The sequence below is a fragment of the Sphingomonas sp. BK481 genome (assembly GCF_014194875.1).
GTDB lineage: Bacteria > Pseudomonadota > Alphaproteobacteria > Sphingomonadales > Sphingomonadaceae > Sphingomonas > Sphingomonas aerolata.
Genome location: NZ_JACIAP010000002.1, coordinates 235,656 through 249,444 on the forward strand (window position 1 = coordinate 235,656; position 13,789 = coordinate 249,444).

Genomic DNA, 13,789 nt, shown 5'->3' on the forward strand with positions numbered 1-13,789 from the left:
GCCGGGGCCCAGTTGGGGGACGGTTATGGCAGGCGTCGCCTTTCGTTATTCCCACCTCTCCAACTGGACCCCGGCCTCCGCCGGGGAGGCGCTATTGAGGGCGCCGCGGGAGCACGCGGTATCGGCCAACCCAAAGCTCACCCCTTCGCAGCCACACCCCCACAAAAACCAGCCCCCAAGACAACCCATGGCAACACCGCCGCGCTGTCCCCCGGCCGCGCGCCGTGGCATGAGCCCCCCATGCAAGACCGCGCCCTGCTCCGCGTCACCGCGCTCGAAAAGTCGGTCCCAGGCGGCCGCCAACTCTTCGGCGGGCTCGACCTGACCGCGCGTGCCGGCCAGCTTATCGCGATCGTCGGCGAAAGCGGCGTCGGCAAATCGACGCTGCTCAACATCCTCGCTGGGCTCGACGCGCCAGACGCGGGGCATGTCGCGATCGAGGACACGATCCTCGACACGCTCGACGAGGCCGCGCTGACGCGGCTGCGCGCGACGCGGATCGGGTTCGTGTTCCAGGCCTTTCACGTCCTGCCCTATCTGACCCTGCGCCAGAACGTCGCGCTTCCGCTCGCGCTGGTGTCCACCGACCGCCGCGCGATAGCGGACCAGGCGCAGGCGATGCTCGCGCGGGTCGGGCTCGGCACCCGCGGCGACGGCTATGCCCGCGACCTGTCGGGCGGCGAACTGCAGCGCGTCGCGATCGCGCGCGCGCTCGTCCATCGTCCCGCGCTGATCCTCGCCGACGAACCGACGGGCAATCTCGACCCCGACACCGCCGCGAAGATCCTGACGCTGTTTTCCGACGCGGTCCGCGAACAGGGCGTTGCCGCGATCATCGTCACCCATTCGGCGGCGGCCGCCGGGATCGCCGACGACGTTCTGACGCTGACCGCAAGCGGGCTGGAACACGCGCGATGAGCATCCTGTCGGCGCGGCTTGCGCTGGGCTGGATGATCGGTGGCGAGTGGCGCGCCCATCCCGCGCGGCTCGCCCTCACCGCGATCGCGATCGCCATCGGTGTCGCACTCGGCTTCGCGGTCCACCTCGTCAACGGATCGGCGCTGTCGTCGTTCGAAGGCGCATTGCGCACCGTCAAGGGCAGCGCGGACCTTCAGGTCAACGCGACCAGCCCGCTCGGCTTCGACGAGGCGCTCTATCCCAGGGTCGCGACCGCGGCCGGCGTCGCGGACGCGAGCCCGGTCGTCATCCTGCGCGCGACGATCGGGAAACGGCCAGTCACCCTGCTCGGCCTCGACGTGATCCGCGCGGCGCAGGTCACGCCGTCGCTGGTCGGCGTCGCTCCCGCCGGCATCGACCGCCGGGGCGACGCGGCGTTCGACGACGCGGCGCTCTATCTGTCCGCCGCGGCGATGCGCAACGTGAATGCCCGTCCCGGCGCGATACTCGTCGTCACCGCGAACGGACGAACCGCCACGATGCGCGTCGCAGGCCGGTTGCCGGGCGTGGCCGAGGGCGAGGCGATCGGCGTGATCGACGTCGCCGCGGCGCAGTGGCTCTTCGACCGGCTCGGCCGCCTCGACCGGATCGACGTGAAACAGCAGAACGGCGCCGCCCCTCCACGCCTCGCCACCATCCTCCCGCGCGATGCGACGATCGGCAGCGACGCTAGCGATGCGACGCGCAGCGACGCGCTGTCACGCGCGTACCGCGTCAATCTCGACATGCTCGCGCTGGTCGCATTGCTGACCGGCGGGTTCCTCGTCTTTTCCGCGCAGTCGCTATCGGTAGCACGCCGGTTGCGGGCCTTTGCGCTCGTCCGCACGCTCGGCCTGCCGCGCAACGGGATCGTCGCGACCGTCGCGCTGGAGGGGCTGGCGATCGGCGTGATCGGCGCCGCGCTCGGTCTGCTGCTCGGCTATGCGCTGGCCTATGCCGCGCTCGCCCGGTTCGGCGCGGACCTTGGCGCAGGCTATTTCGCCGATGGCTGCGTCCGGCTGGCCTTCGCGCCCGCCGCCGCGATCGGATTCTTCGCGCTCGGCCTGCTGGCTGCGGTCGCGGGCAGCGTCCTGCCGGCGCGGATCGCGGCGCGTGCCGCCCCCGCCGCGGCGCTACGCAACGCCGGCGACGTGATCGACCCCCGGACTCCCATGCCCGTCCGCCCCGCCGCCATCCTGATGCTGCTCGGCGGTGGCGCGGCGCTGCTCCCCGCGATCGGCGGCCTGCCCCTGTTCGGGTTTGCGAGCATGGCGCTGATTCTCGCAGGCGGCATCGCCGGCATGCCCTGGCTCGCGCGCACGCTGCTCGCACCGCTCAGCCGCGGTGCCGGGCGGTCCGTCCCCGTCGACCTCGCGATCCGCCACCTCCACGGTGCCCCCGCCCAGGCCGCCACCGCGCTGTGCGGGATCGTCGCGAGCACCGCGCTGGTGATCGCGATGGCGGTGATGGTCACCAGCTTTCGCGGCGCGGTCGACGAATGGCTGGGTCAGGTCCTCTCGGACGATCTCTATCTCCGGGTCGAGGGTGGCACCGGGCTCGATCCCGCGGCGCAGGCCCGGTTGCGCGCCGTACCCGGTATCGCAGCGATCGCGTATAGCCGGCAGATCCCGCTGACGCTCGCGCCGGACCGGCCGCCCGTCTCGTTGATCGCGCGCCCGGTTGTTACCGATGGCCCCGACCCGAGCCTCGTGCTGCTCGAAAGCGGACGCGCCCGCCCCGCCGGCACCGCGCCGATCTGGATCTCGGAGCCCGCCGCGCGGCTGTATGGCTGGTCGGTCGGCGACAGCGTCGTGCTGCCGATCGCCGGCCGGTACGTCGTCGCGGGGATCTGGCGCGACTATGCCCGCCAGCAGGGCGCGATCATCGTCCGCGACACCGACTATACGCGCGCCACCGGCGACCGCACGCGGACCGAGGCGGCCATCACGCTTGCCCGCGACGCGGATCCCCGCACCGTCGAGCGCGCGCTGACCGCGGCGGCGCCCCCGGCGCTCGCCGGCCTCGTCTCGATCGCGCGCCCGGCCACCCTGCGCCGCTATGCCCTCGAACTCTTCGATCGCAGTTTCGCCGTCACCTATCTGCTCGAGGGGGTCGCGATCCTTGTCGGGCTGGCCGGCGTCGCCGCGACCATGTCCGCGCAGACGATCGCCCGCACACGCGAATTCGGGATGCTCCGCCATATCGGCGTCGCAAAGCGGCAGATCGTCGCGATGCTGGCGACCGAGGGGGCGTTGCTCGGTCTCGTCGGTGGCATCGCCGGGATTACGCTCGGCGGGGTGATGGCACAGGTGCTCGTCCACGTGATCAATCCGCAGTCGTTCAACTGGACGATGGCGACGCGCATCCCCTGGGGTAGCGTCGGCGGAGTAGCACTTGCGCTGATCGTTGCGGCGGCGGGTACCGCGGTGCTTGCCGGCCGGCGCGCGATCGCCGCCGATGCGGTCCGCATGGTCAGGGAGGACTGGTGATGCGCCCAGTGTTTACGTTCGCAGCGCTGGCGTTGACCGCCGCGACGCCGGCCGCGACCGGCTATCCCGTCGTCCGTCCCGGCGCCTCCTTCACCTTTCCGCGCGAACACGGCGCACACCCGGCATTCCGCACCGAATGGTGGTATGTCACCGGCCTGCTGAAGACGCAGAACGGCCGCGACCTCGGCTTCCAGATCACCTTCTTCCGGACCACCCCGGGCACCGACGCGGCGAATCCCAGCCGCTTCGCCCCCAAGCAGATCCTGTTCGCGCATGCGGCCCTCTCCGACCCGAAGCTCGGCCATCTGCTGCACGGGGAGCGGGCGGCACGGGCGGGATTCGGCCTGGCCCAGGCGCGCATCGGCGATACCGACGTCACGCTCAAGGACTGGCATATCCGCAGGCGACCCGATGGCCGGTTCACGACCACCGTTACCACTGGCGATTTTGCGCTGACGCTGACGCTGACACCGCGCCAGCCGCCTCTGCTCCAGGGCAAGGCGGGTTACAGCCAGAAGGGCCCGAAGCCCGAACAGGCGAGCTATTACTACTCGATCCCGCACCTCGCGGTAACGGGGCAGCTGGTGCGGCACGGCACGCAACGCGTCACGGGACAGGCGTGGCTCGACCGGGAATGGTCGTCCGACTATCTGGGCGGCGGCGCGGTCGGCTGGGACTGGACCGGGCTCAATCTCGACGACGGGGGGGCGCTGATGGCGTTCCGCATACGTGGCCGCGACGGCAAGCCGCTCTGGGCTGGGGGATCGCTGCGCCGCGCGGATGGCCGCGTCGTCCGGTTCGCGCCCGCCGACGTCCGGTTCGATCCGCTCCGGCAATGGCGTTCGCCGCGCACGGGGGCGCTCTACCCCGTGACGCAACGCCTCACCGTCCGCCTCCCCGAAGGCGTCCGCCGCTTCCGCCTCGATCCGCTGTTCGCCGATCAGGAGCTCGACGCGCGGCGCAGCGGCATGCCGGTCTATTGGGAAGGTGCGGTCCGCACGGCGGGCGGCAGCGGCTATCTCGAGCTCACCGGCTATGCCGATCCGCTGCAGATGTGACGCCTGCCGGATACCCAGGCTTTGGCATGGCCAAGCTTTGCGGCTATTCCCCACCACTACCGACGCGATAGGGATTACGCGAACCGGAGGGACTGGATGAGACTGAACCGCACGCATATCGGCCTGGCGCTTGCTGCGATCGTCGCGGGCTGCTCGTCGCCCTCGAGCACGGGCAAGGACGGATCGGTCGAGTTGCTCAACGTCAGCTACGATCCGACCCGCGAACTCTACAAGGCGGTGAACACCGCGTTCGCGGCCAAGTGGAAGCAGGACACCGGCCAAACGGTGCGGTTCAACATGAGCCATGGCGGATCGGGCAAGCAGTCGCGGGCGGTGATCGACGGCCTGGGCGCCGACGTCGTCACGCTGGCGCTCGCCTATGACGTCGATGCGATTGCCGAGCGTGCGAAGCTGCTGCCCGCCAACTGGGAAACGCGGCTGCCCGACAACAGCGCGCCCTATACGTCGACGATCGTGTTCCTGGTCCGCAAGGGCAATCCCAAGCAGATTCGCGACTGGCGCGATCTGGTCAAACCCGGCGTCCAGGTGATCACGCCCAACCCGAAGACCAGCGGCGGTGCACGCTGGAATTTCCTCGCGGCCTGGGCCTATGGGAAGAAGGCCGGGGGCGGATCCGACGCCGCCGCGCAGGCCTATGTCACGCAGCTCTACGGCCATGTCCCGGTCCTCGATTCGGGCGCACGCGGCGCCACCACCACCTTCGTCGAGCGCGGACTTGGCGACGTGCTGATCGCCTGGGAGAACGAGGCATTCCTGTCGGAGAAGGAACTCGGCACCGGCAAGTTCGACATCGTCGTGCCGTCGATCTCGGTGCTCGCCGAGCCATCGGTCGCGGTCGTCGACGCCAATGCCAAGGCGCACGGTACCGAGAAGGTCGCTGAGGCCTATCTCCGGTTCCTCTACACGCCCGAGGGCCAAGACATCGTCGCCAAGAATTATTATCGCCCCCGCGATCCTGCGGTGCTGGCGCGCTATGCGACGCTGTTCCCGAAGATCGAGATGCGCACCATCCGCGATTTCGGCGGGTGGAAGGTCGCGCAGGCCCGCTTCTTTGCAGACGGGGGCGTGTTCGACCGGATCTATTCGGGTCCGAAGCGCTGATCGGGAATGCGATCGTCCGGATCCCCACCAATGGCTGACGTCGCGCGCCTCGGCGCCAGGCCCGGCCGCGCTCGCCGCGCGCGACGGTCGGTCATTCCCGGGTTCGGACTGACGATGGGGCTGACGATCGTCTGGCTATGCCTGATCGTGCTCATCCCGCTGTCGACGATCTTCCTGCGCGCGGCGGGGCTTGGCTGGGACGGGTTCGTCGCGGTCGGGCTCTCGGCGCGCGCGCTGTCTGCCTACAAGCTCAGCTTCGGTACCGCGCTGCTGGCCGCGTCGGTCAATGCGGTGTTCGGCCTGCTGATCGCCTGGATCCTTGCGCGCTATGAGTTTCCGGGCAAGAAGTTCGTCGACGCCGCGGTCGACCTGCCCTTTGCGTTGCCGACCGCGGTCGCGGGCATCGCGCTGGTGTCGCTCTATGCCGAAAACGGCTGGATCGGGTCGCTGCTGGCACCGCTTGGCATCCGCGTCGCCTACACCCCGCTCGGCGTCGTCGTCGCGCTCATCTTCATCGGCCTGCCGTTCATCGTGCGCTCGGTCCAGCCCGTGCTCGCCGATCTCGGCGCCGATGTCGAGGAAGCCGCAGCGACGCTCGGGGCAACCCGGTGGCAGACGTTCAGCCGGGTCATCCTGCCCGCCATCGCACCCGCGCTCCTGACCGGCTTCGCGCTCGCCTTTGCGCGCGGCGTCGGCGAATATGGCTCGGTCATCTTCATCGCGGGCAACATGCCGTACAAGTCGGAGATCGCCCCGTTGCTGATCGTCACCCAGCTCGAACAGTTCGACTATCCCGGCGCGACCGCGATCGCGTGCGTCATGCTGGTCGCCTCCTTCTCGATGCTGCTGCTGGTCAATCTGCTCCAGGCGTGGCGTGCGAAGCGGAGCGCGAAATGACCCGCGCCGCGTCCAGCGAAAGCCCCGTCGCCCGGCGGATCCTGATCGGCATCGGTCTCCTCTTCCTCGCACTCTTCCTCGCGCTGCCGCTCGTCGTCGTGTTCGTCCAGGCCTTTGCCAAGGGCTGGCCGATGTTCGTCGACGCGATCGGCCAGCCCGATGCGCGTGCGGCGATCCGGCTCACCCTGCTGGTCGCGGCGATCTCGGTGCCACTCAATTGCGTGTTCGGCGTTGTCGCGTCCTGGGCGATCACCAAGTTCGACTTCCGCGGCAAGAGCCTGCTCATCTCGCTCATCGACCTGCCCTTCTCGGTGTCGCCCGTGGTCGCCGGCCTGATCTTCGTGCTGATGTTCGGCGCACAGGGCTGGTTCGGGCCGTGGCTGATTGCGCACAACTGGAAGGTCATCTTCGCGGTGCCCGGCATCGTGCTTGCCACCGTGTTCGTCACCTTCCCGTTCGTCGCGCGCGAGATCATCCCGCTGATGGCCGAGCAGGGTCGCGACGACGAAGAGGCAGCGGTATCGCTCGGCGCGTCGGGGTGGCAGACCTTCTGGCACGTCACCCTGCCCAATATCCGCTGGGGCCTGCTCTACGGCGTGCTGCTCTGCAACGCGCGCGCGATGGGCGAGTTCGGCGCGGTCTCGGTGGTGTCGGGTCATATCCGCGGCCTGACCAACACCATGCCGCTCCACGTCGAGATCCTGTACAATGAATATGACTTCGTCGGCGCGTTTGCGGTGGCATCGCTGCTCGCGTCGCTCGCGCTCGTCACGCTCGTGCTGAAGAGCCTGCTCGAATGGCGGTTCGGCTATCATCAGGCAAGGAGTGCGCATTGAGTATCGTCATCGACGCCGTATCGAAGCGGTTCGGCCAGTTCGCCGCGCTGAACGACGTCAGCCTGGAAGCGCGTCCGGGCGAGTTCCTCGCGCTGCTGGGGCCGTCGGGCTCGGGCAAGACGACGCTGCTCCGCATGATCGCGGGGCTCGACTTCCCCGATAAAGGCCGTGTCCTGTTCGACGGCGCCGACATGACCGGGACGCCTGCGGCCGAACGCCAGATCGGCTTCGTGTTCCAGAACTATGCGCTGTTCCGTCACATGACGGTCGCCGACAACATCGCGTTCGGCCTGACCGTCCGTGCCCGCCGCGATCGTCCGGCCAAGGCAGACATCCGCGCGCGCGTCGCCGAGCTGCTCGACCTGATCCAGCTGCCCGATCTGGGCCATCGCTATCCCGCACAGCTCTCGGGCGGTCAGCGCCAGCGTGTCGCACTGGCACGGGCGCTCGCGGTCGAGCCCCGCCTGCTGCTACTTGACGAACCCTTTGGCGCGCTCGATGCCAAGGTCCGCAAGGACCTGCGCCGCTGGCTGCGCGAGCTGCACGACCGGCTTGGCCTGACCTCGGTGTTCGTCACGCATGATCAGGAGGAGGCGCTCGAGCTTGCCGACCGCGTCGTCATCATGAACCGCGGTGTCATCGAACAGATCGGGACCCCGCGCGAAGTCTATGACATGCCTGCCACGCCGTTCGTCTCCGAATTCGTCGGCGAGACCAACCGCATCCCGGTGACGGTCGCCGATGGCCGCGTCCTGCATCACGGACAGGCGCTCGACGTTTCTCCGAAGGCGCTCGCCAACGGCCCGGCCGAACTCCACTTCCGCCCGCACGAGGCGCTATTGGGAGATGACACGCCCGGTGCACTGCCAATCGTCGTCGGCGCCGTGCACAAGCGGGGTGGTACGTGGCGCGTCGAGGCGCGTGTCGACGACATCGCCGTCGAGATCGACACGAGCGGTCCCTTGCCCGAGCGTGGCGCTCGTGCGGGGCTTCGCTTCGACGATGTTCAGATTTTTCCGGCTTCGTAGCCGTGGAGCCGGGCCGACTGGTTTGGGTCGCCCGGGCTCTTAAACAGTAAAGGTGGTGCGGGTGGCCGGGGTCGAACCGGCACTCCTTTCGGAACAGGATTTTGAGTCCAGCGCGTCTACCAATTCCACCACACCCGCACGACCGCCCTGCAGGCTTCAAGCCCCGGGCAGCGGCGGTTTCGCTAGACCATGCGATCCACGCCCGCAAGCACGAACCCGCCTCTCCATCGCCGAACGCGCGCATAAAAAAAGGCCCACCGTTTCCGGCGGGCCTTGAGGTGGGGGTACGGGATCAGAACCGGACGGTAGCACCAACCGCCAGGTTGCGACCAAGCGAGTCGTAGCGCTGCGGGATGGTGTTGGTCCGTGCCAGCGCAACATTGTAGGAATCGGGGACGATCGGCGCGCTCTTGTCGAGCAGGTTGTTCGCGATCAGGCGCAGCGAGAATGCCTTGTCGATCGCGAAGTTGAGCGCGAGATCGAAATAGCTCTTCGGCGAGACGCGGAAATAGCTGGTTCGCTCGCGCTCGGGCGTGCCGCCGATCGCCGGATCACCCGAATTGTCCGCATTCGTCAGCGAACCGACATAGCGCCAGTTGAACGACGCGCTGAACCCTTTGTCGACCGTCGTATAGGTCGCGCGCAGGCCGTGCGACCATTTCGGGATCAACTGACCGCAGCCATTGCCGTAATAGCCTGCACAGTTGCGGGTCGGCTGGACCGGTGAGTCCTGACCACCGGCAAAGGTCGTCAGCGAGCCGTTGAAGTTCCAGTCGATCTTGCCGACGCTGGCAAGATCGAGCGTGTACTGCGCCTGGAAGTCATAGCCGCGGGCGATCGACTTGTAGAAGTTGGTCGTGCCCTGGCGGATGAAGCCGGTCGTCGGGTTGCTCGCCGCGTTCGAGTAGAGCGTGCCGGTTCCAGGATTGCGGACGATGCCCTGACAGAAGAACGCGTCGCCGTTCGAACGCTGACAGCCATCGGTGTAATAGCTGAAGTCGTTATAGCCGAGCGAGTCGTCGATCTTGATCTTGTAGCGATCGACCGAGAAGACCAGCCCGGGCACGAAGCGCGGCTTCACGATCAGGCCATAGGTCTGGGTATAAGCCGTTTCGGGATCGGCTTCGAAACCGCCCGAGCGAACCGTACACCCGGTCGCCCCCGTCGATGCATCCCCCGGACAGATCAGCGTCGGGCTGCCGTACAGCGCGTCGGACAGGCCGGTCGCGCGGCAGACCTCGCGCGAGGCGACCGGCGTGCCATAGGTCACGCCGCCAGCGGCGTTGGTCGTCACGGTCGGTGCGCAGAAATCGTTGAACGTGCCCGATCCGCCACGGGCGAAATCGACATTGGTCGCCTGGCGGATCTCGGTCACGGTTGGCGCGCGCTGTGCCTTGTTGAACGATGCACGGAACGTCAGGTCGCTGACCGGGGCGTAGATGCCCTCGATCTTCCACGTGTTGAAGCTGCTCGAATTGCTGCTGTACTTCGAAACGCGATAGCCACCATTGGCCTGCAGCAGTTCCGCGAACGGCTTGTGCTCGATCAGCGGCGCCTGGACCTCGATATTGGCCTCCCAGACGTCCTGCTTGAGATAGGTGTCATTGCCACCAAGCCCGGCGCGGTAGACGCTGTCGGCGGTCGATTTCAGCGTATCCTTGCGATATTCCGTGCCGAGCGCGATTGCGACGCCCTGCTCGGCGAATGGCGAGGTGACACCGTACTTGCCGAGATCGCCGGTGATGTTCGCCTGCACGTCATACAGCGTACCGATCGTGGTCGACGTGCCGCGGTCGTAGAGATAGTCGATCAGCGCCGGATTGGTGTTGCCCGCGCTGAACGCGTCGAACGGCACGCAGGCGGCGTCGGTGGTCCCTGCGCAGGTCGGTGCCGCGAGCGTCCCGCCCACGTTCAGCGATTTCCGCAGATTGGCCGCGTTGACGAAGCTCGGCGTGTAGTCCTGCTTGTTGCGCGCATAGACGCCGCCGATGTCATAGGTCCATGCATCGCCGGCCTTGCCGCGCAGGCCGCCGGTCAGGCGCAGACCGGTGTTCAGATAGCTGTCCGGCTGATCGTTGCCCTCGCCGAGACGATAGCGGATGTCGATCGGCGCAAACGCCGCGGTACCCGCTGCCGCCCCGCAGATCGTGCTGGCCTGCGAAGCCGACAGGAACGGATTGTTGCAGTTCACCTGGACGTTGCCGCCCGCGATCGCCGGGTAGTTGTTGTACGACTTGTCGCGGAACCAGATGCCCGATGCATAGACTTCGGCGTCCGGCGCAACGTCGAGGCTGACGAAGCCACCCGCGTTCACGCGCTCGGACGGGCGCTGATAGGCGTAGTTGCTGAAATAGTTCGACGCATTGCCCGCGCCGGTGCCGAACGGCACGAAGGTGCGCGTGCCATTGGGGTTGTTGACATACTGCCCCGTCGCGACGCCCTTGCTGTCCAGTGGCGAAATCAGGCCGCTGGTCGAGCTGCTCGGCGTCAGGCCGCACGAGATCGGCGCGTTGAGGCTCGTCTGCGTGAGGTAGCAGCCCGAGTTCGACCGCTCGGACAGCAGGACCTCGTCGGTATGCTTGTAGTTGACAAAGCCGTTGATCCGCAGCGCACCGTCGAAGAACTTCTTGCCCGCGGTCAGCGTGACGTCGGCGCGGCCGCCATCGTTGGTCAGGCCGCGCGGGCTGTTGAAGCCAGCTGCGCGTGCCAGCGACGAGACTACCGTGTCCTTGTTGTTGTGGTTGTAGAAATTATAGTTGCCGTCGAGCTGGATGCCTTCGAAATCCTTCTTCAGGACGAAGTTGACGACGCCGGCGACCGCATCGGACCCGTAGACCGACGACGCACCACCGGTGAGGACGTCGACGCGCTCGAGCAACGACGGCGGGATGATGCCCACGTCCTGGCCGTTCTGCGTGCCAAGGCGCTTGCCGTCGATCAGCACGAGCGTCCGCTCGAACCCGAGGCTGCGCAGCTTGATCCGCTGCCGGCCGTCCGAATCATTATAGGTCTGCTGGCTGTCGGGCGCGACCTGCAGCAAGCGGTTGAGGACGTCCTCGACATTGACCGCAGCCTGGGCGCGGATGTCCTGCGAGGTGACCGAGGTGATCGGTGCGGCGGAGGTCATGTTCGGACGCTGGATGCGCGATCCGGTCACGACGATGTCGCCCCCGCCAGCGCGGTCTTCGGCGGGCGGCGCGTCGACGGCGCTGGTCGCGGTCGCCGCGTCCGCCTCGACCTTGGCCTCCGCGGGCGTAGTAGCCTCGGCCTGTGCCGGCGTGACCTGTCCAATCGCCGGGGTCGCGGACACCATCAGTGCCCCCGCAAGCGCCATATAAGACGCCGAATTACGCACGTTCATACTAAAAACCCTTGTTTGGGCCAGCGTTGTCGCCTGCCCCCGTCTCCTTCGTAAGGTTTTGGTCATAATCGGGTCTCAGTCAATACCTTAGTAAGACCACTGTGTAACGTTTCGGACCGGATGTTGTAAAATGGCCATACGACTGGTCGACCGCCGTGACTTGCGATACGACTGGGCGCCAGGGTGACAACAGGGGGCTGCTGATGAAGACGAGACGATCGTTGCTGACCGCGTTTGGTGGTATTGGAGCGGCCCTGCCCTTTGTTGCGCCGATCGCCCGCGCGCGCGCCGCAACCGGCGGCCCTGCGCCCGCGGTGATCGTGTCGACCTGGGATTTCGGTGCTGCTGCCAATGCCGCGGCTTTTGCCCGCAGACGCGCCGGCGGATCGCTGATCGACTCGGTCGAGGCCGGTGCGATGGTCCCCGAAGCCGATCCGGACAATCACAGCGTCGGCTATTCGGGCTATCCCGACCGCGATGGCCATGTCACGCTCGATGCGGTCATCATGGATGATGCGGGTGGCGTCGGCGCAGTCGCAGCGCTCGAGAACACGATGCACGCGATCTCCGTCGCGCGGCGGGTGATGGAGCGGACACCGCACACCATGCTCGTCGGCGAAGGCGCGACGCGGTTCGCGCGTGACCAAGGCTTTAAGCAACAGTCGTTGCTGACGCCCGAGGCGGAAAAGGCGTGGCGCGACTGGCTGAAGACCGCGGATTATCGCCCCGAAGCCAATAGTGAGAACCGCATCACGCGGACGCCCGGTGGCGCGCTCGACCATGACACGATCGGGCTGCTGATGCGCGATCCGACGGGGCGGATGGCCGGCGCCTGCACCACATCGGGCATGGCGTTCAAGATGCGCGGCCGGGTCGGCGATTCGCCGCAGGTCGGATCGGGACTCTATGTCGAGGCCGGCGTCGGCGGCGCGACCTCGACCGGGCTGGGCGAGGAGGTTACGCGTGTCGCAGGGTCGGCGCGCGTCGTCGCATCGATGCGCGCGGGCGCGTCGCCGCAACAGGCCTGCGAAGAGGTGGTCCGCCATATCGCGCGACTGCGCGGCGACGCGATACGCGGGGTGCAGGTCGGTTTCCTCGCGCTCGATACAAAGGGCGCGGTCGGGGCCTTCTGCCTGTTGCCGGGCTTTACCTACGCCGTCACCGACGCGCGCGGCAGCACCACGGTGCTGAAAGCGCGCGCCTTGTTCGCGAGCTGACCGCATGATGCGCGACGCCATGACGCTCGAAGTCTGTGTCGAGGATCTCGACGGCATCGATGCCGCGGTGGAGGGCGGCGCCGACCGGATCGAGCTGTGCGCCGCACTCGCGGTCGGTGGCTTGACGCCGCCTGCGTCGCTGATCCGCGCGGCGGCGCAGGCGCCCCTCCCCGCGCACCTGCTCGTACGCCCGCGCGAGGGCGGTTTCGCCTACACCCCGCGCGAAATCGCGTTGATCGCCGACGATATCGTCACCGCTGCGCACGCCGGGCTCGCGGGCGTCGTGATCGGCGCAACCCTGGCCGACCACCGCCTCGACGCGACAACCTTGGCCATGCTGATCGCGCACGCACGGACGCTCGGCAGCGAACGCGGCAGGCCGCTTTCGCTGACGCTGCACCGCGCCTTCGACGTGTGTTCCGATCTTGGCGCCGCCCTCGACACCGCAATCGAACTCGGCTTCGACCGGGTCCTCACCTCGGGCGGGACGCCCAAAGCAATCGACGGGGTCGAGACAGTTGCCGACCTGCATCGCCGAGCCGCCGGACGCATCATCATCCTCGCGGGCAGCGGCGTGTCCCCGCAATCACTGCCCGCGCTGCTGCGCACCGGCATCACCGAAGTCCACGCCTCGTGCCGTCAGCCGATCGCCGGCGGTGCCGATCCGGTGGACGTGCGATTCGGTTTCGCCGCGCCGAACCGCACCGCGACCAGTACGGACCGCATCCGCCAGCTGTCACATATGCTTACGCAGAAACACACGCTTGAATAAGACCAGTCTATAACTTACGCTTGGCGTAATCCAACGACGAAGGCCGCCATACGGTCACCGTGCAAGATCCTGA

At 67.6% G+C, this 13,789-nt stretch carries 10 protein-coding genes and 1 tRNA gene; 9 read left to right on the top strand and 2 right to left on the bottom strand.

Annotated elements, in window-relative coordinates:
* Window positions 1–240: 240 nt before the first annotated feature.
* The 7 genes from FHY04_RS04995 to FHY04_RS05025 all read left to right on the top strand — a co-directional run bounded on the left by FHY04_RS04995 (window position 241) and on the right by FHY04_RS05025 (window position 8,366).
* On the top strand, window positions 241–918 hold the full coding sequence (locus FHY04_RS04995) for an ABC transporter ATP-binding protein (RefSeq protein WP_183935633.1): 678 nt from the start codon (window positions 241–243) through the stop codon (window positions 916–918).
* On the top strand, window positions 915–3,425 hold the full coding sequence (locus tag FHY04_RS05000) for an FtsX-like permease family protein (protein WP_183935635.1): 2,511 nt from the start codon (window positions 915–917) through the stop codon (window positions 3,423–3,425). The genes FHY04_RS04995 and FHY04_RS05000 overlap by 4 nt, the downstream gene beginning before the upstream one ends.
* Window positions 3,425–4,483, top strand: a complete 1,059-nt coding sequence (locus FHY04_RS05005; protein WP_183935636.1) for a lipocalin-like domain-containing protein — start codon at window positions 3,425–3,427, stop codon at window positions 4,481–4,483. The genes FHY04_RS05000 and FHY04_RS05005 overlap by 1 nt, the downstream gene beginning before the upstream one ends.
* A 96-nt stretch (window positions 4,484–4,579) precedes the next feature.
* Entirely contained in the window at window positions 4,580–5,605 is a 1,026-nt protein-coding gene (locus FHY04_RS05010; RefSeq protein ID WP_183935638.1) for a sulfate ABC transporter substrate-binding protein, read from the top strand.
* 30 nt (window positions 5,606–5,635) lie between these two features.
* Window positions 5,636–6,502: a sulfate ABC transporter permease subunit CysT gene (cysT, locus tag FHY04_RS05015; protein ID WP_056408686.1), complete on the top strand. Its 867-nt coding sequence runs from the start codon at window positions 5,636–5,638 to the stop codon at window positions 6,500–6,502.
* Complete coding sequence (gene cysW / locus FHY04_RS05020) at window positions 6,499–7,338, top strand: sulfate ABC transporter permease subunit CysW (RefSeq protein WP_183935639.1); 840 nt, start codon at window positions 6,499–6,501, stop codon at window positions 7,336–7,338. The genes cysT and cysW overlap by 4 nt, the downstream gene beginning before the upstream one ends.
* Entirely contained in the window at window positions 7,335–8,366 is a 1,032-nt protein-coding gene (locus tag FHY04_RS05025) for a sulfate/molybdate ABC transporter ATP-binding protein (RefSeq protein ID WP_260171328.1), read from the top strand. Before cysW ends, FHY04_RS05025 begins: the two co-directional genes overlap by 4 nt.
* A gap of 53 nt (window positions 8,367–8,419) precedes the next feature.
* Here FHY04_RS05025 and FHY04_RS05030 read toward each other — a convergent pair.
* Together FHY04_RS05030 and FHY04_RS05035 are read right to left on the bottom strand one after the other, a co-directional pair.
* A tRNA-Leu gene (locus tag FHY04_RS05030) sits at window positions 8,420–8,504 on the bottom strand.
* Between the two features lie 154 nt (window positions 8,505–8,658).
* Window positions 8,659–11,727 carry a TonB-dependent receptor domain-containing protein gene (locus tag FHY04_RS05035; RefSeq protein WP_183935641.1) on the bottom strand — a complete coding sequence of 1,023 codons (3,069 nt, stop codon included), beginning with the start codon at window positions 11,725–11,727 and terminating at the stop codon, window positions 8,659–8,661.
* Between the two features lie 203 nt (window positions 11,728–11,930).
* Between FHY04_RS05035 and FHY04_RS05040 the strand changes: the two genes are divergently transcribed.
* Both FHY04_RS05040 and FHY04_RS05045 read left to right on the top strand, forming a co-directional pair.
* Complete coding sequence (locus FHY04_RS05040; RefSeq protein WP_183935643.1) at window positions 11,931–12,944, top strand: N(4)-(beta-N-acetylglucosaminyl)-L-asparaginase; 1,014 nt, start codon at window positions 11,931–11,933, stop codon at window positions 12,942–12,944.
* A gap of 4 nt (window positions 12,945–12,948) precedes the next feature.
* The gene (locus FHY04_RS05045; protein ID WP_244651607.1) at window positions 12,949–13,716 is read left to right on the top strand and encodes a copper homeostasis protein CutC; all 768 of its coding nucleotides are present in this window, start codon (window positions 12,949–12,951) and stop codon (window positions 13,714–13,716) included.
* The last annotated feature ends 73 nt before the right edge of the window (window positions 13,717–13,789 follow it).